Origin of the sequence: Streptomyces luteolus (assembly GCF_029968015.1) — a bacterium.
Taxonomy (GTDB): domain Bacteria; phylum Actinomycetota; class Actinomycetes; order Streptomycetales; family Streptomycetaceae; genus Streptomyces; species Streptomyces luteolus.
The window spans coordinates 201,659-225,589 of record NZ_JASCIS010000007.1; the positions used below are offsets into that span (position 1 = coordinate 201,659).

Sequence of the window (23,931 nt, forward strand, 5' to 3'; positions counted from 1 at the left end):
GCCCATCACCCACCCTCAGCTGGTGCTGCACGCCCAGCAGTTCGCCCATGTGTACGGCTCAATTCGCACAGCGCGCGGGCGCATGGCGCGACATCTCATGAGCGCATGGCACAGCGGCTCGCGGGCGGGCGCGATGAAGACATCCCCAGCCGCTGATCCTGGGGAGTTGAGAACGCAGGAGTGGTGGATGGAGGGGGAGCTGGATCCGTACGCGACGAGCTCGGGCCCAAGGTCAGAGCTCGGGACGCGGCATCAGACCTCGGGTCGCAGCATCGGCGGGTTGAGGAGCGTTGCTCCGCCCGCCCTGAACAGCTGGGCGGGGCGACCGCCCTGCCGCGTGGTGGTCCCACCCGTGGGCACCAGGAAGCCAGGCGTACCGGTCACCTTGCGGTGGAAGTTCCGCGGATCGAGAGCCACGCCCCACACCGCCTCGTACACCCTGCGCAGCTCACCCACGGTGAACTCGGTCGGGCAGAACGCCGTGGCCAGCGACGAGTACTCGATCTTCGACCGGGCCCGTTCCACGCCGTCCGCGAGGATCTGCGCGTGGTCGAAGGCGAGCGCCCCGGTCTCCTCGTCCTCCGGCTCGAGGAACGTCTCGACCGGCGCCCACCGCGCACTGTGCGCGTCCCCGCCCGCCTTGGGGGCGGGCAGGTCGGGCGCGAGGGCGAGATGCGCGACGCTCACGACCCTCATGCGAGGGTCACGCTTCGGGTCTCCGTACGTGGCGAGCTGTTCGAGGTGCGCGCCGTTGCCCGGAGCAGCAGCAGGCGTTCCGGGGTCGTGCGCGCACAGGCCGGTCTCCTCCTCCAGCTCCCGAGCGGCAGCCGTCGCCAGGTCCTCGTCGTCCCGCACGAATCCTCCGGGCAGTGCCCAGCGTCCCTGGAACGGCGCTTCACCTCGCCGGACCGCCAACGCACAGAGGGAATGCCGACGCACGGTCAGCACCACCAGGTCCACGGTGACAGCAAAGGGCGGGAAGGCCGACGGGTCGTAGGGCGACATGACGCGATCATAGTCGTCTGCCTGACGATAAACACTCCCTTCGCCACTACCGCAGAGATTCCAGGATCCACGGTTTCGTGAGCAATTCCGCGTGATCATGAGCACCGTCCGAGCATTTCCTCGTGATCATGAGCGCTGATTACGTTCAGTAGTTCTCGGTGTCGATCACTTACGATCTTGCTGTTTGCGTGGAGTGAGCGCTTCGCACCGTTCAAGTATGGCGACGAAACGCCCGGGCAGGGCCCGCAGCAAGCACGCGATCCCGATGGCATCAATCCGGTACGTGGACGGAACGACACGTGAGGTCCCCGTCTCTCAACTCCGGCTGAAGCATTTCACCGAGTCCGAGCCGTGGCGTCGGGTGCGTTCGGTCCATGGCATGGCGCACTACTCGGGCGACTACGCCTGTGCGACGACGGGCGGTCAGGTCTCTACGAGAGCCGTCTGGAGCTGGCCCGTCTGCGGCTCGCCGACTCCGATCCGACGGTGTGCGGGATCTATGCCCAACCCTGCCGCATGGTGGCGCGGGTCGACGGCAGGGTGCGCAGTCACGTCCCGGACTTCCTCCTGGAGATGCGTTCGGGAACGGTGCGAGTCGTCAACGTCAAACCGGCCTCGCGGCTGGATGACCCCAAGGTCGTGCAGGCGCTGGCCTGGCCGGGGCAGCTGATCGAGCGGCACGGCTGGGAGTACGAGATCTGGTCCGGGGCGGAGCGGACGCTCCTGGAGAACATCCGGTTCCTAGCCGGGTACCGGCATTCCGGAGTCGTACCTGAAGACGAGGTCGAGCGGGCCTGGCGGGAGGTCATCGACGGCGAGGAGATGGCCATCGCCGAGCGTCGTCTGGCCGGCGACCGCAAGCCTGAAGAAGCCCGGCCGCCGCTGATGGCGCTGTTGTGGGCCGGGCGGCTGACCACGGACTTGGCGGCCCGGTCGTTGTCGGGCGAATGCGTTCTGCGGAGGCGTGGATGACCGAGTGGACTGCGACGCTGCGGCAGGGGCTGCCCGTGCGGTTTGACGCGAGCAGTTCACGGTGGCGGAGATCGAGGGGCGGCGGATTCTGCTGCGGCAAGCCGCGGTGGCCGGACCACCCAGGCTTCGGCAGGTGGAAATCTCGGTGTTGCTCGCGCATCCCACCACGGAGATCCTGGCGCCGGTCCCGGGGGAGGAGACGGCGGCAGCCGCCGTGCTGAGCGGCCTGGCCGACGAGGAGGACGATGAGCTGACGGTGAAAGGTGCGGCACCTCCAGGAGGTGCTCACCGGCTATCAGCTCGGTGACGCCGCGCTGGCGCTGGAGGGAGAGCCGCGTGCGGATTTCGCGCCGGTACGCCGCTGGGGCACCGCTACGCCGTGAAGGCCGCCGAGATCGGCGTCGGGGTCAGCACGCTCCGCAGGTGGGCGGCGGCGCTGAAGAAGTCGGGCCCGGCCGGTCTCGTCGTGGACCGGCCCGTGCGCACGGCGGTGGAGCGGGCGGATCCCCGCTGGGTGGACATGGCCGAGTCGGTACTGAAAGCACACGTCAGGGCGGCGAGCCGCCCGGTGCGGGGGCTAACCCTGACCGAGATCGAGGAGCGGCTGGTCAAGGAGCACGGGGAGGGCACGGTTCCGCTGTCGGCGCGTACGACGGGCTACGAGTTGCTGCGCCAGCTGTCCAGGGGAACCAACGCGTTCGAGGGCAGCACGAAGGGGAAGCGATCGATCGCGGATGCTCCGCAGGGCACGTACGGCAGGTTGCGTGCCACCCGGCCGGGCGAGTACGTGGTCCTGGACACCAATCGTCTGGACGTGTTCGCGATGGAGCCGGTGACCTGCCGGTGGGTGCAGTGCGAGCTCACCGTCGCGATGGATCTGTACAGCAGATGCATCGTGGGGCTGCGGCTGACCCCGGTGTCGACGCAGTCGGTCGATGTCGCGGGCGTATTTACGAGGCGGTGCGTCCGCGCGAAGTACGCACGGACGGCGGGGAGCCGTTGCCGTACTGCGGGGTGCCGTCGGCCGTGGTGGTCGACGCGGAGAAGCTCGTCGACCGGGACGGGCAGCCGCTGCTGCCGACGGTCACCACCGAGACGGTCATCTTCGACCACGGCAAGGTCTACCTGTCGAACCACATCCGTAGCGTCTGCGCGAAGCTGCGGATCTCGCTGCAGCCGGCCCGGCCCAAGACCCCGACGGACAAGCCGGTGGAGCGCTGGTTCGGCACCCTGAACAAGGGTGTGCTCGCCGCGCTGCCCGGGTACAAGGGCTCCGACGTGCACAGCCGGGGCGAAAAGGTCGAGGACGAGGCCTTCTTCTTCCTCGACGAACTCGAAGCGGTCATCCGGGACTGGATCACCACCGTGTATCACCGGCGCCATCGCCGCGGGCTGTGCGTGCCGGAGGTGCCGGGACTGAAGCTCAGCCCGCTGGAGATGTTCGAGCACGGCGTCACCCGCGCCGGCCCGCTCAGGATTCCACTGCGGCCCCAACTCGCCCTGGACTTCCTGGAGGAGTTCCGCGTCCCCATCCACCACTACGGCGTGGAGGTCGGCGGCCTGCGCTACAACGGGGACGGGCTCAACGGTCACCGCAACCAGCCCAGCCCGTATCGGGGCGTGGACGCCGGGAAGTGGCCGATCGCGGTGGACTCCGGCGACATCACCAAGGCGTACTTCCAGGACCCGAAAACGCTGAAGTGGCACGTCCTGGACTGGGAGCACGCGGCCGGTCTGGGAGGCCCGGTGAGCCGGGAGGCGGTGGCGTACGCCCGTCGGCTCGCCAAACAGACGCACCGGTTCCTGGACACCAAGCGCGCGCTGGTCGAGCTCCTTGAGCGCTGGGGTGCGGGGCTGACCCGGGACCGCACCGAGCGGCGGATGACGGTGCGGCTGTCGCAGGAGCGGCTGCGCATCGTGGGGGACGACGAGGTGCCCGACGAGGCGGACGTGGTGGCCTCGCTCCCCTCGCTGCGCCGCGTGGCGGCCGCCGGTGGCCCGGACCGGGCACGGACGATCCTGAGCCTGCGGACCTGCACGTCGTCGACGGCGGAGAGCCGGTCCCGGGCGGGGACGATGACGAGGACGACGAGCTGGAAGCCGCGTTCCCCGGCGAAGAGGACCCTGCCGTGATCGACGAGGACGACTACTACGCCGACGTCTGGGAGACCCGTTGAGCGCAACGACCGCCGTCGAGGACCCAGAGCCCTTCGAGGGGGACGACCGCCAGTACAGCCCGACCCGGCTTTCCGGATGGCTGCAGGAGGTCTACGGCCCGGACCGCGTCCAGCCCGAGCAGCTGAGCCGAGCCCAGCTGGCCAAACTCTCGCGACAGGCCCTGCTCGTCCACAACGATCACCGGGAGGTGTGGCACGCCAACATCGGCCCGATCGACACCCCACAACTACTGGCGCTCCAAGCCGACTTGGGCGAGATCGTGGAGTCAAACCGGCACGACGGGAACAAGACCAAGCCGGCCGCACTCGTGGACGCCTACCCGGGGCTCGGCAAGAGCACGGCGGTGCGCGCGTACGGCTGCGATCTGTTCAAACGGCAGGTCGACGTGCGCGGGGAGACCACGCCGCCCGGCGCGTGCCGATCATCTACATCGCGCTGAGCGGCAACACACAGATCCGCGGCCTGAACGCGTCGATCTGCCGGTTCTACGGACTGCCCGTTTCCGGGGACGCCGACACTCTGGCCGAGCGGGCCGTGGACGCCGTGCTGTCAATGAAGACCGTCGCCATCATCATCGATGACATCCACTTCCTCGCCGGGGCGAAGTCCAACTCGGTCCGCATGGCGAATCAGTTGAAGTACCTGTCGAACGTCTTCCCGGTCACCTGATCTTCGTCGGCGTCGGTGTCCAGCACCGCGGTGTCCTGCGCGAGGGGTTCGCCGGCAAGGAGACGGAACTCGCCCAGTTCGGACGCCGCACCACCCCGTTGACCCTGCCGCCCTTCCAGGTGGACGACGATGAGGGCCGCCTCCAGTGGCGCACACTGCTCAAGACGATCGAGAAGAAGCTGATCCTGGCGGAGAAGCACCCGGGGATGCTCGCCGAGGACCTGTCGGACTATCTCTTCGCCCGCTCCACCGGCCACTTCGCCTCGCTCATGGCACTGATCAACCGCGGCTGCCTGCGGGCGATCCGCAGCGGGCACGAGCGACTGGACGAGGAGCTGATGAACCGGGTGAAGAACGACGCCGCGGCCGAGGCGGCCCGTAAGGAGCTCGAGGCCGAGATCAAGGCGGGGCTCAAGACCACCCGCCCCCAGCAGCGCAGGAAGTCGGCATGATGGTCTGGACCGATGAGCGCATCCCCATCTGGGTGCCGCCGGTGCCGGGCGAAGCCCTGGACAGCTGGCTAGAGGCGTACGCCTACCGCTTGAGTGCCCGTGACCTTGCCCACCTGGCCCAAGTGCTGGACCAACACGCCGTGCCAATCGACTACGCCCGCCGCCGGGCCGTTTTCACGATCGACACTCGCGAACTGCCGCTCGACGAGGACGCCTTCCGTCACCTGTGCCGCCGTCACGGAAGCCGCACGTACCAGGCCGTCCATCTTGAGCGCGCCCGCTGGCATCTGGGACGCCTGCTGCTGGGCGCCGACCCCGGCAGCGGCAACCACGCACCCACCTGGAGCCACCGCTCCGCCTACCGGATGCCCCTGGGCACCAACGCCTTCCTACTCGGCCAAGCGGCCCGCATCCTGGACGGCCACGGCATCGACGAACCGGTCGTCTTCGAACCACCCGCCCACTGGCTCGACGGCCTCGGCCTGCCCATCCCCCCACTGGACGTCCCCACGGAGCAGCTCCGCTCACTCCTGCAGCAGGGTCCCACCCTGACCAAGACCTCGAAGACACTGAACGTGACGATCCATCAGCTACGTCTCCTGATGGAAAGCCGCGCGCTGAGCGTCCCGGAACTTCAGCGACCGCCAAAACCCACGGGTGAATACTTGTATCCCCGGCAAGGTCCCCTCGCACTCGATCAGTTGCGGGCCCTCTATCAGCGCCACGGTCTCCACCAGAAGCAGATCGCCGAGATGGTCGACTGCACCGCCGGGGTCGTACACGGCGCTTTGGTCGAAGCGGGGATCCCATTCCGCCCCCGGCGTGCCGCCGGCGAACTCGAACGCTCCATCTCACGGGCATGGCTACAGGCGGAATACGTGGACAAAGGACGGCGGGTCACTGCCATCGCCAGCGAACTCCATACTGACGCCACCAGCATCAGCAAGCTCCTCAACAAGTGGAACATCCCCCGCTCTCCAGAAGGCCGTGTCCCTCCGCCTCGCGTCTTTCCCAGCCCGTTCGCCGGCCTCACGATCCCGCTCTCACCCGCTATGCAGCACATCAGCACCCGCCGGAACTCCCTTCAGGCGCTCCGCAGGGCCCTGTTGGTGGCGGGACACCCCTCACTTCGCGCGGCGGCCCTCGCCCTGGGCCTCCCCCGAACCTCACTCACCGGGCACCTCCGGATGCTGGAGGATGCCGCCGGCTTCGCTCTGTTCGATCACCGCGAGCGTCCGGTCACCGCGACCCAGCGCGGCCAAATCCTCCTCGATGAGACCCGACAGCTGCTGGCCATGCTCGACGCGGCGACGCGCAACGGAGCCTTCTCGGACAACTCACCCGCGCCGCGGTGAGCGAGGGCGACAGGCACAACGACACCGCACCGGACGCCACCGGGCTCTTCGACACCACCACCATATGGGCTTGCCTGGGCGGCCAGAACGAGACCGCGCCCAGAAGCGAAATGCACCTCCGCCGTGCCTTATCGGCTCGGTGAGGAGATCGGGTTCGCCCCACGGGCGCCGGTCAGCCCTCAGCCGCGTGGCCTGGGCCACTTCTCCTGGAGCCAGGTCAGGTCGGTCTCGGCGCGGGAGCGGGCCGCCCGCTCGCGGGTGAACACCGCGTCCGTCTTGGCTAGGACCAGGGTGTAGGGGCGTCCCTGGCGCCGGGTGGTGTGGGAGACGGGCAGGCTGGCGAGGTCGATGCGGCTGTGGATGTGGCGGCGCTTGTCCTTGGCGAGCGGCCACTCCATGGTCCGGCGGGTGCGGGAGGTGAGGAAGTTGTCCAGGCCGGGGCAGAGGTCGCAGTCGGAGGGGCAGCCGCGGTCCGGGGTGAGGGACCAGTCGTCCGCCGCCCGGACGGGGCGGGCCAGGGCTGCGGTCAGCCGGGTCTCGCAGTGGTCGGCGAGGGACTGGAAAGCGCGGGCCGGCGGGGTGCCGTCGCGGACGCCGGCCTGTCGGCGGGCCGCGGTACGCAGGGACGGGAGCAGGCATTCCAGTACGGTGTCCGGTCGGCTGCGTAGAGCGGTGGTGATCATTTCGGCGGTCTCGGGACCGGCCGCCCGCAGGATGTGGGCGAGCGGGGTGCCGAGCCGCTCCAGGGCCGCCTGGCGCTCCTTCTCCCGGCCGATGCCGAGCCAGCCGGTGAGCTGCTGCTCGAACGCGCGCCAGACCCCCTCGGCCAGTGGTGTGGCCACCCCGTCTCCGTCACCGTCCACACTCCGCAGCGCGGCGCCGAGGCCAGGCAGGGTTTCGAGCCAGGCGTCTCGGTCGGCCCCGGTGTAGGCACCGACCGAGCCGAACCAGCTGTCGACGACTCCGCGTGCCCACGTCCGTCCGTACCGTGCGGCCGCTTTCGCGAGATCGGGGGCGTGCCGCTCGTCCAGGGTCTCCACCCCGAAAGGCGCGAGGAGCATCGCGGCGGTGTCCGCTTCCTCCACTCTCACCGCGACGCCCAGAGCCGCGGCGAAGAGCGGGGCTGCCGCCGGGCCCGAACCGTGGTGGTTCCAGATCGGCGCGAGCGACCGGGCGAGCGTACGCGCCAACTCCAGCTCCCCGGCGTCCAGGCGGCCCTGGAGTTCCCGCACGGCTTGCGCGGAGCCTGCTTCGGCACGTGCCGCGAACGAGCGCTGCCGGGGCCAGAGCACCACCGCGGCCCGCCGGTACCAGCGGTCCAGGGTGTTGCCGTAGTTGCCCATGTAGCCCTCGTACTCGGACTGGTAGGGCGTGAGGTCCTTGTTCGCGGTGGTGGCGCACACCTCGGCGTACGGAACGGGCAGCGAGATCTGCTCACCGCCGGCGTGCTCGGGGCGGGTCCACCAGCCCAGAGTGATCTCGTCGTCGATCAGGTCGGTGAGCTCGTAGTCGGAGAAGTCGCCGCTGCGGCGGCGCTCGGCGCCGGGCTCGCCGTCGGGATCGAGAAGGCACTCGCCTTCACACTCATCGTCCTCGCAGTCATCGAAATGCTCGACCTCGCCGTAGTAGTCGTAACGGTCGTAGGGCGGTTGGGCGTCCCAGGTCTCCTTCACCTCCGCGAGGGCGAGGACCGCTTCGCAGTCGGCCTGTCCGGCGGCCTGGCGGAGCAGGTCGGCGCGGGTGGCGTCGACGCCCTTGAGACGGTCCCAGTCCAGGCCTCGCTGGGTGTACTCGTGGTCGAGGAGGTAGACGAGCCGGCCCGGCGGCTCGGGCTTGGTGCGGCCGTAGCCGTAGCGGTCCTCGGTGGGCTGGGTGAAATGCTCGGTCACGCACTGGGCCAGGTCCGCCACCGGGCTGCCGCCAGGTTCGCCGACCGGACGAACGGGCTCGGCGAGCAGGTTCATAGTGAGGGTGATGCGGTAACCGGAGGTGACGGGCTTGACCTCGTGGCGGCAGTCCGCGTAGAAGGCGGTGAAGGTCAGCCGTTCCCTCGACGCCTTGTACGTGACGGAGCGGCCGGCATGTTCGACGACGAGTTCGCCGCCGGTGTGGTGCGAGGGCACCGAGACGACGAGGCTGCCCACCATGGAGTCGTCCTTCTCGGAGTCCTGGTGCGGCAGGAAGAACTGGCCCTTGCCGTAGACGAGCAGCGCGTGCGGTTCGGCCCGCAGGACGGTGGTGGGCGGAAGGCCCAGCGCGGTGCGGACCCCGTCGAGGACACCGCTCAGCGTGCGCTGCCAGTCGGGGCCACCCAGGGTGAACCGGTCCGGAGTGATCTCCCAGGTGTCGCGCACGCCGGTGTCGGACAGGGTCTGCTCCCCGCGGCCGAAGCGGGCCTGCCGGGCCTGGGCGATCAGCTTCCTGGTGACTGGGGCGCGTACGGGGAGCGGTAGGTCACCGACGCCGTCGACCGTGATGCGCAGCGCGCGGGCGGGCATCTCGATACGGGTGCTGAAGTCCCCGCGCCGCTCCGAGCTGTCCAACAGCTCCGCCAGTCGCTCCCGTGCCCCTTGCCCCATGAAGCGTTCGTCCCTCTACTCGGCGGCGTGCCGTTCCGGATGTTCCGAAAACCCTAGCGCTACGGGAAGTTCCCGCACCCGGATGGCGGAAAGGCCTTGACATCCCGATTGCTCGCAGGGTGGTGCGGACATGACCGCGGCTGCGGGAGAGCCCCCTGGGGCGGAATACGTCGCGTGGGCCTGGCGCCAGCCGGCCGCTGAAGGTCCGGTGGCGGACTTCACCGAGGACAAGGACAGTGACCAGCCGGGCCAGTCTGATCTCGGTGTCCCGGTGCCGCTGCGTTGAGCCGTACGCCCTTGAGCGGGACACGGACGGCGGCTACGGTCATCCAGCCGCTGACGGAGCCCAGTTGACGGTTGCGACGAAGTGCACGATCTGCGTGCCAACGACGTTCATGCCTGTTCCACGACGCAACTTCCCATGGCGCGACGTCCATGAGCAAGGGCCGGTCGCCGTGCACACTGGCGCTGGCCTCGGCACACGCATACTCAGGGCGGGAATCGGACATCATGGCGGACGTGGATGTCTGGGAAGACCCCGCCGAGCTGCGCATCCGGCTGGACGTGGCGGTGGAGGAGAACGCGGCGCTGCGCGAGGAGAACCGGCGCCTACGCGACCTGCAGCTGGGACCGGCCGCGCAGGCGGTCCCCTGCTGGGACGAGCCGTCACCCCCGCAGCAGGTGCCGTCGGCCGTTCAGGATCCTGCTGTGGTGCCGGTGCCCCCGTCCGGCCTGCTCTGGGCCGATGCACGCTCGACGGTGGAGGCGAAACTCGCCCTGTTCAAGGCGCTGTTCGCGGGCCGCAGCGACGTGTACGCCCGCCGGTGGGCCGCCAAGTCCGGAAAGACGGGATGGAGCCCGGCAGAGACCAAACGGCCCTGGGAGCGCCGCCCCGGGGAGGAACGCGAACTGCTGCCGCTCACCGACCGCGTGCTCATCGAGCACCTCAGCCGCCCCGAACCTGGCTCGGAAGCCCTGCATGTCGGGCTGTATCCGCTGCTCACCGACGACACCTGCTGGCTGCTGGTCTGCGATTTCGACGACCGGGACTGGCGCGGCGATGCTGCCGCCTACCATCAGGCGTGCCGGGTAGCCGGAGTACCGGCGTATGCGGAGATCTCCCGGTCCGGCGAGGGCGCCCACGTATGGACGTTCTTCACCGACCCCGTCCCCGCTGGCCTCGCCCGGCAACTGGGGGCCGCACTGCTGCGCGACGCCATGACCACACGCGAGCGGATGTCCCTGGCCAGCTTCGACCGGTTCTTCCCCGCCCAGGACCTGCTGCCGACCAAGACATCCGGCAACGGCAGTTTCGGCAACCTGATCGCTCTGCCGCTCAACGGCGCCTGCCGCGAGCGAGGCACCACCCTCTTCTGCGACCCGGCGACCTGGACGCCCTACCCCGACCAGTTCGCCCACCTCTCCCAGATCCAGCGGCTGAGCCGGGGCGAGTTCGAGGCCCTGGTCAACACCTTGCAGCCGGTCGAGGTCGGCCCGGCGGCCACGCTCGAGGCGATGCCACCGAAGCCGCGGCGTACCACTCTCGGCAAGGCCCTCGAAGTAGTACGGGCCCGGCTGGGGGCCATGCTGGCCATCGCCACCCAGGGCCTTCCCGCCCCGCTCGTGGCGGCGCTCAAGCACCTGGCGAGCCTGCACAACCCGGATGTCTACAAGAAGCAGAAGATGCGCTACTCCACGTTCGGGACATCCCGGTTCGTGATGTGCTTCGACACCACCGACACCGACTGGCTGCGCATCCCCAGGGGACTGGCCGATCAAGCGGCCAAGCTCATCGCCTCGGCAGGCGGAGACCTGCGCATCGACCATGACCTGCCCAAGCGCGAGGCGATCACCGCACGCTTCACCGGTGAACTCACCCCGGTGCAGGCCAAGGCTGTCGACACGATGGCCGAGCACATCACCGGCGTGCTCGTGGCCCCGCCAGGCACCGGCAAGACCGTGATGGCCTGTGCTCTCATCGCCAAGGCGGCGCAGCCGGCCGCGATCCTCGTGAACAAGGCCGAACTCCTCTCTCAGTGGCGTGAGCGCCTGGCCACCTTCCTCGACCTGGGCGAGAGTCAAGTCGGCTCGCTGGGCGGCGGCAAGGACCGCCGCAACGGCGTGGTCGACCTGGTGATGCTTCAGTCGCTTGCCCACCGCGACGCACCCGACCAACTCCTGGACGGCTACGGCCTTGTGATCGTGGATGAGTGCCACGCCATCGGAGCACCGGCCGCCGTAGCAGCGGTGAACAAAGCCGCCGTACGCCGCTGGACGGGCCTATCCGCCACCCCCTACCGCGCGGACCAGATGGACGCGCTCATCACCATGCAGTGCGGCCCCATCCGCCACGAGATCGCCGACCAGACCACCTTTACCAAGCATCTGATCGTCCACCCCACTGCTTTCACCACCGAGGAAACCGGCGACGACGGCGTCTCCTTCCAGGCCCTATACGGAGAACTCGCCGCCAACGAGGAACGCAACGCCCAAATCGCCGCGGACATCGCCAACGCCGCCCGCCGGGGCCGCCATAGCCTCGCCCTCAGCAACCGGATCGAACACCTCCACCGTCTCACCGAGGCCCTCCACCAACACGGCATCCGTCCGATGCTCCTGCACGGACGGCTCAGCGCGGCCGAGCGCGCCGAGGTCCGCGCCGCGCTCGACTCGGAAGACGCCAGCCCGACCGTGCTCCTGGCCATCGACAAGGTCGCAGGCGAAGGCTTCGATGCGGCCCGCCTCGACTGCCTCTTCTTGACCAGTCCGTTCCGCTTCAAAGGCAAAAGCATCCAACAAGTCGGACGCGTCATACGCGAGTTGGAAACCGGCAAGACGGACGTCGAGGTCCACGACTACGTCGACGTGGAGGTCTCCCGCCTGGAGAGCATGCACCACCATCGACGCCGCGTCCTGGCCCGCCGAGGCTTCACCACCCGCACCTCCACCGAACCTTCCGTCGCCCAGGGCTCGACGCCGCAGGACAGCCCCGTGCCCATCCAGAAACCTCATCCAGGGAAGCCGACCGTTGCCGAAGTCCGCGCCTGGGCCCGCGACAACGGCCACGCCGTCCCAGACCGAGGACGCCTCCGCGCCGACATCTGGACCGCCTGGCACGCGGCCCATCCGACCTGACATCCAGGCCGAACTCCTCAAAACCGAACACCCAGCCACGGAGCCGACGTCGTCGCACTCACGTACGTAACGGAACCGCCGCCACTCACAGTGACCACCACCAGCATTCCAGCGGCGGTCACTGCCCGTGATCAGCCGACACGAGAGTGCTCATCACACGCGGATTCCAACACTTCTGCAGGAACTCATGCTCACGATCACGCGCTCCCTACAGAGATCATCCGGCCGAGCTTGGCTCGCTTGCCTCACCGACGCCTGTTCTGCTGACCTCGCCCCTTCGGGGCCCGGGAGCGGTCCGATCCGCGTACCGGACTGCGCTGCGGGCGCCCGCCGTCGCGCCGGGTGCGGCCCTGGGGTCCACCCGCGCCCTTCGCCGGTTGAGCCGTCGGCGGCATGCAGAGGTTTCGGCGCAGCTGCCTGGGGAGCTGCGGGCTGATGCGGTCCACGGTCCGGGAGCGCCCCCTGCGGCGGGCCCTCGAGCCGACAGCAGGGCGCGGCGACTGTGCCGGCACGACGCGCGGCAGGTGGTGCGGCCTGCGGGTGGAGGGATTGGCGGCCTCCGCGCTCTCGGTCCTGGGCGAGGCCTGGTCGGCCGAGAAGTCCCGGGGTTGGCCGGAAGCTGTCGGGTCTTCGGGTGATCCCGTCGAGTCGGGCGCGGCTCCCGGGGACTCCTGCGCCGAACGCCGGTGTGCGCAGCCCTGCTTCCTCACGCGAGGGCTCGACTGATCCTGCGGAAGGGCGAGTTGAGTGCCCCGACCACATACAGGACCTTGGCCCGCGGCCTTCGAGCGGGCCTTGTGCGCGGCCGGACGGTGGGCCCCGTGCAACTCGTCGCGCAGGCAGCGGCGAACCTCCTCGACGTCCAGTCCTTGATTGCACGCGCGGTGCAGGAGCTGCGCGAAGGTATAGACGGGGTCGAGGTCCAGTGCCAGGCCGAGGGCGACCCTGGCCTCGGGTTCGTCGTCCAGCGACCACGCGACCCACCCCGCGAGGGACAGCGGCGCCGTGGCGAACTCCATGTACGGCGCGACGCAACGCCGTGCCAATGCCCTCCAGAGCCGCAGCGCGAGGGCGGCCTCCTCGCCCTCCATCCACTCGGCGGCCCTGTCACGGGTCTCGCGCACCTGCAGGCCGAGGAGGAGGTCGGCGCCCTCACGGTCCCCGATCAGCTGGTCGTCCCGTCGGTCGGACTCCACCGCTCCGCCAGCGGGAGGCGCCTCACGAAGCCTCTCCATGACGCGGGCAGCGGCCGCCAGAGTCTCTTCCGCGACCTGATCGCCCTCGTCGTCCATCACCATGCGCGGCACGAGCGCCGACGCCGCCGCGTCCAGGGCGCCCTTCAAGCTCGCCGCGGCGGCCCCGCGCGGGGGCGCGAAGCGGGCCTCCATCTGACGCAGGCTGCCGTGCATGTGAAGCCCGGCATACGTTGCGGCCGCGGCGACGACGGACGTGCCCGGCAAGGCCATGGGCGTCCCTGCGGGCGGACAGCAGCGGTCGTCGACGCATACGTACGACCAGTAGCGACCCGCGGAGAGGCAGAGGGCTTCCTCGACGGTGACTCCTTGGCTCCCGCAGGCTACGAGGAGGGATTCGGCCAGCGGACGCAGTCGCTCCATGACCTGCTGCGGCGCCTCGTCCCCGCGCGGATCCTGGCAGAGGTAGATCACGACGCCGGCCGGCCGGACCAGGTGCCGCTCGCTGCCGGTCACCAGGCAAGCGACCAGCTGTTCGGCGATGAGCGGCCAGTCCTCCGTCTCGTCGGGGATGCCCAGGCGCACCCGGCCTCCGAAGCCCACTCCCATGCCGTGTTTCGCCACCAGGACCACGCTGTCGTCGGGATGGAAGCCCATCAAGTAGGGGAGGGCATCGGCGAGTTCGGCCGGGCTGGACATCGTCGACATCGGCTTGTTCGAGCCGTCTGCGGCTTCGTAGTGATTCGTCATGCGGAGACCATGTCGCGGATTGCTGCATTCCGGTTTTCCTGTGGATAACCCTGGCCGTGGACACGTCAGAAGTTGTCCACAGGCCGGCGGACGCATTCGCCGAATGTCAGAGCCATCGGGTTGCATGGACGCATGACCAACGAAGAACTCCGCACGGAGGCCGACGCCGTACTCGCCCGTCTCGTCGGCGATCAGTCCGGCCGTGCCCGGCTGCGCGAGGACCAGTGGCGGGCGATCGAGGCGCTCGTCGCCGACAAGCGCCGGGCTCTCGTCGTGCAGCGCACGGGCTGGGGCAAGTCCGCGGTGTACTTCGTCGCGACCGCATTGCTGCGCGCCCGAGGCGGCGGCCCCACCGTGATCGTCTCGCCGCTGCTCGCGCTGATGCGGAACCAGGTGGAGGCGGCCGCGCGTGCGGGCATCCACGCGCGCACGATCAACTCCTCCAACACCGAGGAATGGGAAACGGTCCAGGCCGAAGTGGCGGCCGGCCAGGTCGATGTCCTCCTGGTGAGCCCCGAGCGCCTCAACAACCCCGACTTCCGTGACGAGGTGCTCCCCCGCCTGGCCGCGGCCACCGGCCTGCTCGTGGTCGACGAGGCGCACTGCATCTCCGACTGGGGCCATGACTTCCGGCCCGACTACCGCCGACTCCGCACCATGCTGGCGGACCTGCCGTCCGGAGTGCCCGTCCTCGCCACCACCGCCACGGCCAACTCACGCGTCACCGCGGATGTCGCCGAGCAGCTCGGAACGGGCGGAGGGTCAGGTTCCGACGCCCTGGTGCTCCGCGGCCCGCTGGACCGCGAGAGTCTGAGCCTCGGAGTGCTCGAACTCCCCGATGCGCCCAGCCGGTTGGCCTGGCTCGGCGAGCACCTGAGCGAGCTGCCCGGCTCCGGGATCATCTACACCCTGACGGTGGCGGCAGCCGAGGAAGTCACCGCGTTCCTCCGGCAGTGCGGGCACACCGTCTCCTCGTACACGGGAAAGACCGAGAACGCGGACCGTCAGCAGGCCGAGGAGGATCTGCTCGCCAACCGTGTGAAGGCTCTGGTGGCCACGTCCGCGCTCGGCATGGGATTCGACAAGCCGGACCTCGGATTCGTGGTCCACCTCGGATCCCCCTCCTCCCCCATCGCCTACTACCAGCAGGTGGGCCGCGCCGGTCGTGGGGTCGAGCACGCGGAAGTGCTGCTGCTGCCCGGCAAGGAGGACGAGGCGATCTGGCGGTACTTCGCCTCGGTGGCTTTCCCGCCTGAGTCACAAGTGCGCCTCACTCTGGACACCTTGGCGAACGCGGACAGGCCCCTATCCCTGCCCGCCCTCGAACCGCTCGTCGAACTCCGCAGGACCCGGCTCGACACAATGCTCAAAGTCCTGGACGTGGACGGGGCCGTACGCCGGGTCAAGGGGGGATGGATCTCCACGGGACAACCATGGGTGTACGACGCGGAGCGATACGCCTGGGTCGCCCACCAACGCGAGGCCGAGCAGCAGGCGATGCGGAACTACGCCTCGACGTCGGAGTGCCGTATGGAGTTCCTGCGACGCCAGTTGGACGACGAGGAGGCGGCGCCGTGCGGGCGCTGCGACAACTGCGCGGGCCCTCGATTCGACAACAAGGTGTCCGCCGCAGCGCTCGATGCGGCCAAGGGCGAACTCGGCAGGGCGGGCGTCGAGGTGGAGCCACGCAAGATGTGGCCGACCGGACTCGCGGCGGTGGGGATGGACCTCAAGGGGCGGATCCCTGCCGGCCAACTCGCCGCCACCGGGCGCGCGCTGGGAAGACTCTCCGACATCGGCTGGGGCAACCGGCTGCGCCCCATGCTCACCCCACAGTCCCCGGACGGCCCGATTCCGGACGATGTGGCGCGCGCGGTGATCGACGTTCTGGCCGACTGGGCGAAGGGGCCAGGCGGTTGGGCGTCCGGCGAGCCCGACGCGCTGCGCAGACCGGTCGGGGTCGTGGCGATGCCGTCCCGGATTCGGCCGCAGCTGATCCACTCCCTGGCCGGCCACATCGCCGCGGTCGGCCGGATGCCGCTGCTCGGTTCGCTCGCCTATGTCCCGGGGGCCGACCAGTCGAGCCCGCCGCGCAGCAACAGCGCGCAGCGACTGCGCGCTCTGGACGGCACGTTGACCGTTCCCGAGGAGTTGGCCGAGCAGCTCAGGCAGGCCGGCGGCGGACCGGTGCTGTTGGTCGACGACTTCACCGAGACCGGCTGGACGCTCGCGGTGGCCGCCCGGATGCTCCGACAGGCCTCGGCGGAGGGGGTGTTGCCGCTGGTACTGGCCATCCAGGCGTGAGCCACGCGTCGAACGGTGCTACGGGGGAAGGCATATAGACGGCGCACCCGCCGATTACGGGCAACGGCTCCAACTGCTCGTTGCCTGGCGCCGGTGGGCGGGCGAGAATTGGAACCCGCTCCCGCACGGCTCGCCCGTGGTCCGGCAGTGCTGTGCCGCGGTGCGCTCCCGACCGTCCGACCCCGCCCGCAGGTGTGGGCGCGTAGCCGAAGGGAGGACCGTGACCTTCGGATTCGCTCCGTCCGCAACGGCATCGAAGCCGGGTGCATCGAAGCCGGGTGCATCACAGCCCACTGAGATGTCCGACTCCACCAGCAACGAACTGGCCCGCGTACTGGAACCGGCCGAATGGGCAGCGGCGGGAATTCCGCTGCTGCGTGATCCGCGTGAGGTCGTCAGTGGCCTGCACCTACGGCATCTGCCCACGCCGGAGACCGCGGTGGTGGCGGTGCTCGACCAGGAGGAGCGCCTGCGGGCGAGCGCCTCGTTCTCCCGGCGCGCGACAGGCGCGGACGGCTGGGTGAACCGCAACGCCCTGCTGGCACAGCTGCGCCGGGTCATCCCGCACGACCTGCGGCGCCGCACTCCGGTCCGCACAGCGGTGTTGCTGTACTGCCGTGAAGGGGACGCGCAGTGGACTCAGGAGGACGGCGCGTGGATGTGGGGGCTGCGGGACGCCTGCACATTGCACGGCCTGAGGTGCGGGGCGTACATCACGCTGACGCGGGCCGGCTGGCAGGTGTTCGGCGAAGGGCGCAGCGGGAGACGGCCGAACATCGGCTCTTCGCCGGAGCACTTGGAGGGCGGCTTGAAGCTTGAGGAGACCGGCGACGAGACCGACGAGAAGGTCGCCGAGGAAGCCGACGAGAAGGCCGCCAAGAGGGGCGGCGGCGAAGGACATACCGCGAGGAAGGAGGAGCAGGAACAGCCGCGGCGGATGAAGGAGCGACCGCCGTCGAGGGAAGAGAGACTGCGAGCCAACGGCACGCCAGCCATGCCACAGCCACAGCCACACCCCCGCCCACAGCCACGGGTGAGCTCCGGAGGCGGAGGGCCGGCGAGCGAGCGACGAGGTGCGGCCCGCTGAGTAGACCGGGAGGGAACGTCGGGACGGACCTCAAGAAGCCCGACCGTACCGACCGCACGCACCCCACGCGCAACACGCACCACCGGCCAAGCCACCCTCGACCCCAACTGCCCACCCACGCCTGCGCACCAGCACCAGCACCAGCACCAGCACCAGCACCAGCACCAGCACCAGCACCAGCACCGCGAACGGACCTGAGGCCGCGCGGTGGGCGCGGACCGTCAGGTTCCGGCGTTCACGTACCCGAAGAGACCGGCAAGCCCCGGCGGCCTGGAGGGCCGACAGGGCCGGGGTGCCGAACGGCCGGTGGCCGCCAGCGCCCCGCCCCGCCCCGGACCGAGGCGACAGATCCGGGTGCCGGGGTGTCAGACCCCGGCGCCCAGGGCCGAGTTGATGCGCTGCGGGTCGCCGCAGACGATCAGCAGCGCACCGGCACGGCTGAGCGCGAGCGGCAGAGCGGTGGCCGCTTCGTTGTCGGAGGCACCGTTCACGGCGACCACGACCACGGGGCGGCTGCCCGCTCGGGAGATGTCCGCGGCGGCGGCGTAGAACACGTCGTCACCGGCATCGTGCTGGGCCCAGTAGGCGTCCGCGCCGAAGGACAGCTCGTGAGCCGCCCACGGATGCGGGTCGCCGGTGGTGATCACCAGGATCTCGCCGGGCGCGCGACCGGTGTCGAGCAGCAGGTCGACCGCTTCCTCCGCGGCGTCCAGCGCACCCTCGGCGGAGGCCGGGATCAGCTGGACCTGCGGAGTACCGACCGGCTCGCTCGCGGCAGCACGCGCCGCGGCCGAAGCCGGAGCAGGCGAAGCGGGAGCGGGCGCAGCTGGAGCGGGCGCAGCTGGAGCGGGCTTGGCGGCGGGGGTGGCAGTCGAAGCAGCCGGGCCGGGCTTGGCCGGGGTGCGCTGCGCGGGAGGCGTGGGCCTGGGGGGACCCGGGCGTCCCGGTCGCGGCGGTGCCGCGGGGCGGGGGCCGGGTACAGGACGGGGGGTCGGCGCGATACGGCCGTTGGCCGAGCTTGCGCGGGGACCCTGGGCGCTCTCGTGAATCTGAGGCTCCTCGGGAATGAGAGGCATGAGTGGTTGTCTATCAAACGCCGGTGCGCACCGCACCGGCGGGTGGCACATGAGTGCGACCGGCATGGTGTCAGAAATCGAAGCCGAGTTGCCCCTCGATTTCCGGAGTGCCGCCGCTGAGTACCGGCACGCGGTTCTTCTTGAGGTGCCGCCACTGGGGCAGCGCGTCGAGATAGGACCACGAGAGCCGGTGGTACGGGGTCGGCCCCCGCACCTCAAGCGCCGCCTTGTGCACCGGCGAGGGGTAACCCGCGTTGGCGCCGAAGGCGAAGTCTGCGTGTTCGGCGTCCAGTTCGGCCATCATGGCGTCGCGGCTGACCTTGGCGATGACCGAGGCCGCGGCGACGGCGACGCAGGACTGGTCCCCCTTGATGACCGTACGGACCTTCCAGGGGGAGCCGAGGTAGTCGTGCTTGCCGTCGAGGATCACCGCGTCCGGGCGGACCGGCAGAGTCTCGAGGGCGCGCACCGCGGCGAGGCGGAGCGCTGCGGTCATACCGAGCTCGTCGATCTCCTCCGGAGAGGAGTGGCCGAGCGCGTAGGCGGTGACCCAGTCCCGCAGCACCTCTGCCAGCGCGTCACGTCGTTTGACGGTGAGGAGCTTGGAGTCGGTGAGTCCGGCGGGCGGCCGCCGCAGTCCGGTGACCGCCGCGCAAACGGTGACGGGCCCGGCCCAAGCACCCCGTCCCACTTCGTCGACCCCGGCGACGAGCCTCGCTCCGGTGGTTGCCCGAAGGGAACGCTCGACGGTGTGGGTGGGTGCTTCGTACGGCATGGCGCCAGACAGGTTACGCCGCCTGGTGGGCGGTGCGACACCCCGGTTCCCGGAACGGGGAGATCGATTTCGTACGAGTAGGAGATCGAGCGTTCGAGGCGGAGGAATTTGGGGCTCCAACCGACGCCAGACATTGCATTAGAAATGCTATGCCGCGAGGCGTCATCGGGCACCGAGGAGTCAACAAGGGACGGATCACACCGGCAACCGAGACCGCCTCCGCGGCGGGCAAATACCCCAGAAAACGGAGCGACGAGGCGACGAGGCCACACACGGACCACAAACCGCCCACACCCCGAAACCAACCTCACCCAGAGACAGGAACCCAGGAAGGAAGCGCCTCAGTTTGCTCAAGCCAAGACTCCGGAGGGGCAGTCTTGGCGCCGGACGACACGACCCCGCCGACGATCGCGCAGGTCGTGTCCATGTCGCCGCCGACCTGCGCCGTGGTCCAGAAGGCCCGCTCGAAGTCGCCGAGGGCACGGGCCGCCGACCAGAGCGCGAAGGGCACGGTGTCATGCGCGGTGGTGCGACGGCCGCAGCCGAGGACGGCGGCCACGGTGGTGGCGTCGCTGTAGTCGAGCATGTCCCGGGCCCGCCGCAGGCCCGCGCCCACCGCACTGCGCGGGACGAGCGCGACGACGCCGTCGAGCAGGGCCGCGGGCGAGGGCGGCCCGGCGGGGTCGGCGGCGAGTGCCGCGGCCGCGGCGACCGCCATCGCGCCGACGACGGCTTCCCGGTGCTGGTGCGTCGGGTAGGCGGAGATCTCCGCCTGGTGCGTGGCCTGTTCGGGATCGTCGGCGTACCAGGCACCGAGGGGCGCGATCCGCATGGCCGCGCCGTTGCCCCACGAGCCCTGGCCCTTGAACAGTGCCGACGCGAGCTCGCGCCAGTCGCCGCCTTCGCGGATGAGGCGGAGCAGCCGGTTCACGGCGGGCCCGTAGCCGCGGTCGAAGTCGTGGTGCTCGGCGAAGGACTCGGCGAGCGCGTCCTGCTCGATGCGCCCGTGCGCCACCAGGACGGCGAGTACGGAGCAGGCCATCTCGGTGTCGTCGGTCCACTGCCAGGTTCCTTGCGGCACTTCTCGACGCTTGAGGAGCGGATAGTTCGCGGGGACGAAGAACTGGGAGCCGAGGGCGTCCCCCACCGCGAGTCCGCGCAGGGCGGCGAGTGCGCGCTCCAGGCGCTGCTGGGAAGAGGAGTCAGCGATCATGGCTCTGCCACTCTAATGCGGCGACCCCCGGTCCAGCACCACGCCGCCGGATTCCCACCGCGGCAACCAGCGCCACTGCCCACCGGAACCGGACCCTCAACGACCGCCGCCCAGCCCCTCCCGCGTGAGCACCGTCTCCGACTCCACTCGCGACAGCTTCTCCGGGTTGCGGACGTAGTACAGGCCGCTGATGCGCCCGCCTTCGACAGCCACCGCCATGACGCCGTCCAACTCGCCGTCGAGACGGACGACGAGGGTCGGGTTTCCGTTGACCACGGTCGGGGTCAGCGTGATCGGGAGCTGGTTCTTGCCGAGTCCGCCGATCATGAAGCGGGCCACCTTGTCGGAGCCGTTGATCGGCCGCGGCGCCGCCTGCCTGATGCCGCCCCCGTCGCTGACGAGGACGACTTCCGGCGCGAGCACGTCCATGAGTCCGTGCAGGTCACCGGTCTCCAGCACGCTCCGGAAGGAAGCCAGCGCAGCCCGCGTCTCGTCGGCCGACACCGTCTGGCGCGGACGGCGCGCGTCCACATGCTTGCGCGCCCGGTGGGCGATCTGTCGTACGGCGGCGGGGCTCTTGCCGACGGCGTCCGCGATCTCGTCGTAGCCGAGGGCGAAGGCCTCCCGCAGGACGAAGACGGCCCGTTCGGTCGGCGAGAGCGTTTCGAGGACGAGCATCAGGGCCATCGACACGCTCTCGGCAAGCAGCGCGTCCTCGGCCACGTCGGGCGCGGTGAGCATCGGCTCGGGCAGCCAGGGTCCGACGTACGACTCCTTGCGGCGCTTGAGCGTGCGCAGCCGGTTGAGGGCCTGCCGGGTGGTCGTACGGACCAGGTAGGCGCGCTGGTCGCGGACCTGCCCCAGGTCCACCTTGACCCAGCGCAGCCAGGTCTCCTGGAGCACGTCCTCGGCGTCGGCGGCCGAGCCGAGCATCTCGTAGGCGACGGTGAAGAGCAGGTTCCGGTGCGCCACGAAGGCCTCGGTGGCCGCGCCGAAGGGTGCGCCCGCACCGTCGCCGAAGGCCTCGGTGGCCGCGTCGAAGGGCTCGCCCGTCCGGTCGCCGACGGCGTCGTGCATGTCTCTCCAGGTGCTCATACGCGTCCCCATCCTCATCCGCCCCTCCGGTTCGCTCCCGTTCCCTCCCGTTCACTCCCGTTCCCTCCCGTACCCTCCCGTCACCGCACGGCCGAGGTCTCGCCCCGCCGGCCGGCTTCGGCCACGGCCGTTCCCCGATTGCGGTCCTTCATCCACCAGTCGACCGCGCCGGGACGCCGTGCCTCGAAGCGCAGTTGCCAGACGATGCCGCGGCAGATGAACTCCTTGATCTTCGCGCCCGGTCGGCCGGCGAAGTAGTACGGCCTGGCGATGTCGTTCTTCGACGCGGTCTGGAAGATTCCGGCGCGCCGGCCCAGGCTCACGCACTGGCTGACGAACGCGACCTCGACCGCCCGCGGCCGCTCCCCCGCGATCCGGCGGAGCACGGTCTCGGCGGCCTGCGGGCCGATTTGGACGGCGGCCTGGCAGCTCATCCGGTACGGCAGGTCCGAGGGCGCCGCGGCGTCCCCGGTCGCGACGATGCGTACGTCATCCACGCTGGTCAGCGTCTCGTCCGTGCGCAGGCGGCCCAGTTCGTCGGTGCTCAGCCCGCTGCGGCGCGCCAGCTCCGGCACGCCGAACCCGGCGGTCCAGACGGTCACTTCGCTCGGCAGTTCACGGCCGTCGGCGAGGCGGACGGAATGGGCGGTCACGGCCGTCACGTTCGTCTCGGGTCCGTCGACCACCGTCACGCCGAGCGCGGCAAGGCGACCGGCCACCGAGCGCCGCCCCCGCGGATGCAGATACGGCCCGAGCACCCCGCCGCAGACCAACGCCACCGTCCGCCCCTCCTCGGCCAGCTCCGCGGCGGTCTCGATGCCGGTCGGGCCGGCGCCGACCACCGTCACCGGGGCCGCCGCCGACGCGGTCTTGACGACCGGGCGCAGCCGCTGCGCCTCCTCCAGCGTGGCGATCGGGTACGCGTACGCAGCCGCGCCGGGCACATCGGGCTCGGCGCTGCCGCTGCCCACCGCGTAGATCAGGTGGTCGTAGTCGAGGGTGCCGCCGCTCGCCAGGGTCAGGCCGCGCGCGGGCGCATCGATGCGCGTGACGGTGTCGACGACCAGGCGTACGCGCCCGGCCAGGATCCTGCGGTAGTTGACGACCGCGTCGTGGGTTCCGCCGACCAGCTGGTGCAGGCGGATGCGGTCGACGAAGTCCGGGCGCGGGTTGATCAGCGTCACGGACACATCGCCGCGCTGGGTGAGGCGGTTGGCGGCCATCACGCCCGCGTAGCCGCCACCGATCACGACCACATCGGTCGTCGCCGCCGTACCGGTGTTCCGAGCCATGGCGTCTCCTCCGTTCCCGGGGTCCGGCCCCGGCGCAGTTCCCAGGGGGTTCGACCTCAAGACACCGGCTGCGCGCGAGCTGTGACACCCCCCCGGCCCCCCAGCCAGCCCCCGCCGACGCGGCGGGGAACGGACGGCTACCGGATCTGGTCGTACGTCTCCGGCTCCCGCCACCGTACGAACGGCCGGTCCAGGGTGTAGCGCCCGTCCGCGCCCAGAATCAGCGAGCGGACCTCGGCGTTTCCGGGGTTGGACAGGCACTCGAACTCGGCGACCGGCCAGTGGAACCAGCGCATGCAGAACAGCCGCATGGTCAGCCCGTGGGTGACGAGGAGGACGTTCGGCGGGTGGTCCGGCGCCTCGAAGCTGCGGTGCAGGCTCTCCAGGAACGCGCCGACCCGGTCGTACACATCGGCCCCGGACTCGCCCTGCGCGAAGCGGTAGAAGAAGTGCCCGTAGGCGTCGCGGTAGGCCTTCTGCCGGCGTACGTCGTCGCGGTCCTGCCAGTTGCCCCAGTCCTGCTCACGCAGCCGCGGCTCCTCCCGCACGCGGATCAGGGCGGGGTCGAGATCGAAGGCGCGCAGCGTCTCCAGCGTGCGGCGGTACGGCGAGACGTACACGCTGACGCGCTCCTGGCCGAAGAGTTCCCGCAGGTGGGCGCCGGTGGCCTCGGCCTGGCGCCGACCAGTGTCGGTGAGCCGCAGGGCGTGGTCGGGCTCGCGCTCGTAAACGGTGTCGTCGGCATTGCCTTCCGACTCTCCGTGCCGGACGAGGACGATGCGCCGAGGACGTGCCATGCGG

19 protein-coding genes and 1 pseudogene are annotated in these 23,931 nt (G+C 70.2%); 10 read left to right on the forward strand and 10 right to left on the reverse strand.

Annotated elements, in window-relative coordinates; genetic code table 11:
* Nucleotides 1-252: 252 nt before the first annotated feature.
* Nucleotides 253-1,005 (reverse strand): NUDIX hydrolase, encoded by a 753-nt coding sequence (locus QIT00_RS09520; protein WP_282534705.1) that lies wholly within the window; start codon nucleotides 1,003-1,005, stop codon nucleotides 253-255.
* Between the two features lie 486 nt (nucleotides 1,006-1,491).
* Here QIT00_RS09520 and QIT00_RS09525 point away from each other — a divergent pair, with 486 nt between their 5' ends.
* Entirely contained in the window at nucleotides 1,492-1,977 is a 486-nt protein-coding gene (locus QIT00_RS09525; RefSeq protein ID WP_282534706.1) for a TnsA-like heteromeric transposase endonuclease subunit, read from the forward strand.
* A gap of 61 nt (nucleotides 1,978-2,038) precedes the next feature.
* On the forward strand, nucleotides 2,039-2,284 hold the full coding sequence (locus tag QIT00_RS09530; protein WP_282534707.1) for a hypothetical protein: 246 nt from the start codon (nucleotides 2,039-2,041) through the stop codon (nucleotides 2,282-2,284).
* Nucleotides 2,285-2,349: 65 nt separating this feature from the next.
* Here QIT00_RS09530 and QIT00_RS09535 read toward each other — a convergent pair whose 3' ends face one another.
* Complete coding sequence (locus QIT00_RS09535) at nucleotides 2,350-2,499, reverse strand: hypothetical protein (RefSeq protein ID WP_282534708.1); 150 nt, start codon at nucleotides 2,497-2,499, stop codon at nucleotides 2,350-2,352.
* Between the two features lie 438 nt (nucleotides 2,500-2,937).
* Here QIT00_RS09535 and QIT00_RS09540 point away from each other — a divergent pair, with 438 nt between their 5' ends.
* From QIT00_RS09540 to QIT00_RS09560, 5 genes are all read left to right on the forward strand, one after another.
* Nucleotides 2,938-4,110 carry a hypothetical protein gene (locus tag QIT00_RS09540; RefSeq protein ID WP_282534709.1) on the forward strand — a complete coding sequence of 391 codons (1,173 nt, stop codon included), beginning with the start codon at nucleotides 2,938-2,940 and terminating at the stop codon, nucleotides 4,108-4,110.
* A gap of 40 nt (nucleotides 4,111-4,150) precedes the next feature.
* Entirely contained in the window at nucleotides 4,151-4,594 is a 444-nt protein-coding gene (locus QIT00_RS09545) for a hypothetical protein (RefSeq protein ID WP_282534710.1), read from the forward strand.
* A complete protein-coding gene (locus tag QIT00_RS09550; protein ID WP_282534711.1) occupies nucleotides 4,570-4,824 on the forward strand; it encodes an AAA family ATPase in 255 nt (84 codons plus the stop codon). The genes QIT00_RS09545 and QIT00_RS09550 overlap by 25 nt, the downstream gene beginning before the upstream one ends.
* A 119-nt stretch (nucleotides 4,825-4,943) precedes the next feature.
* Entirely contained in the window at nucleotides 4,944-5,276 is a 333-nt protein-coding gene (locus tag QIT00_RS09555) for a hypothetical protein (RefSeq protein WP_282534712.1), read from the forward strand.
* Nucleotides 5,273-6,631 (forward strand): LysR family transcriptional regulator, encoded by a 1,359-nt coding sequence (locus QIT00_RS09560; protein ID WP_282534713.1) that lies wholly within the window; start codon nucleotides 5,273-5,275, stop codon nucleotides 6,629-6,631. The genes QIT00_RS09555 and QIT00_RS09560 overlap by 4 nt, the downstream gene beginning before the upstream one ends.
* 179 nt (nucleotides 6,632-6,810) lie before the next feature.
* On the opposite strand, the gene QIT00_RS09565 is transcribed toward QIT00_RS09560, so the two are convergent.
* Nucleotides 6,811-9,210: a 2OG-Fe(II) oxygenase gene (locus QIT00_RS09565; RefSeq protein WP_282534714.1), complete on the reverse strand. Its 2,400-nt coding sequence runs from the start codon at nucleotides 9,208-9,210 to the stop codon at nucleotides 6,811-6,813.
* A gap of 519 nt (nucleotides 9,211-9,729) precedes the next feature.
* On the opposite strand from QIT00_RS09565, the gene QIT00_RS09570 reads away from it, so the two are divergent.
* Nucleotides 9,730-12,345: a TOTE conflict system archaeo-eukaryotic primase domain-containing protein gene (locus QIT00_RS09570; RefSeq protein ID WP_282534715.1), complete on the forward strand. Its 2,616-nt coding sequence runs from the start codon at nucleotides 9,730-9,732 to the stop codon at nucleotides 12,343-12,345.
* A gap of 245 nt (nucleotides 12,346-12,590) precedes the next feature.
* Here QIT00_RS09570 and QIT00_RS09575 read toward each other — a convergent pair whose 3' ends face one another.
* A complete protein-coding gene (locus tag QIT00_RS09575) occupies nucleotides 12,591-14,288 on the reverse strand; it encodes a DUF4192 domain-containing protein (RefSeq protein ID WP_282534716.1) in 1,698 nt (565 codons plus the stop codon).
* A gap of 132 nt (nucleotides 14,289-14,420) precedes the next feature.
* Between QIT00_RS09575 and QIT00_RS09580 the strand changes: the two genes are divergently transcribed.
* Nucleotides 14,421-16,592 carry a RecQ family ATP-dependent DNA helicase gene (locus QIT00_RS09580; RefSeq protein ID WP_282534717.1) on the forward strand — a complete coding sequence of 724 codons (2,172 nt, stop codon included), beginning with the start codon at nucleotides 14,421-14,423 and terminating at the stop codon, nucleotides 16,590-16,592.
* 220 nt (nucleotides 16,593-16,812) lie between these two features.
* A pseudogene (locus tag QIT00_RS09585) lies at nucleotides 16,813-17,386 on the forward strand (hypothetical protein); the annotation flags it as partial.
* A 658-nt stretch (nucleotides 17,387-18,044) separates the two neighbouring features.
* Here the strand turns inward: QIT00_RS09585 and QIT00_RS09590 are convergent.
* The 6 genes from QIT00_RS09590 to QIT00_RS09615 form a co-directional block, all read right to left on the reverse strand.
* Entirely contained in the window at nucleotides 18,045-18,755 is a 711-nt protein-coding gene (locus QIT00_RS09590; RefSeq protein ID WP_282534718.1) for a hypothetical protein, read from the reverse strand.
* A 70-nt stretch (nucleotides 18,756-18,825) separates the two neighbouring features.
* On the reverse strand, nucleotides 18,826-19,530 hold the full coding sequence (locus tag QIT00_RS09595) for a ribonuclease HII (RefSeq protein WP_282534719.1): 705 nt from the start codon (nucleotides 19,528-19,530) through the stop codon (nucleotides 18,826-18,828).
* A gap of 307 nt (nucleotides 19,531-19,837) precedes the next feature.
* Nucleotides 19,838-20,743, reverse strand: a complete 906-nt coding sequence (locus QIT00_RS09600) for an ADP-ribosylglycohydrolase family protein (RefSeq protein ID WP_282534720.1) — start codon at nucleotides 20,741-20,743, stop codon at nucleotides 19,838-19,840.
* 96 nt (nucleotides 20,744-20,839) lie between these two features.
* A complete protein-coding gene (locus QIT00_RS09605) occupies nucleotides 20,840-21,838 on the reverse strand; it encodes an RNA polymerase sigma-70 factor (RefSeq protein WP_282534721.1) in 999 nt (332 codons plus the stop codon).
* An 80-nt stretch (nucleotides 21,839-21,918) separates the two neighbouring features.
* Entirely contained in the window at nucleotides 21,919-23,130 is a 1,212-nt protein-coding gene (locus tag QIT00_RS09610; RefSeq protein WP_282534722.1) for an NAD(P)/FAD-dependent oxidoreductase, read from the reverse strand.
* Between the two features lie 137 nt (nucleotides 23,131-23,267).
* On the reverse strand, nucleotides 23,268-23,927 hold the full coding sequence (locus QIT00_RS09615; RefSeq protein ID WP_282534723.1) for a histidine phosphatase family protein: 660 nt from the start codon (nucleotides 23,925-23,927) through the stop codon (nucleotides 23,268-23,270).
* Nucleotides 23,928-23,931: the final 4 nt, after the last annotated feature.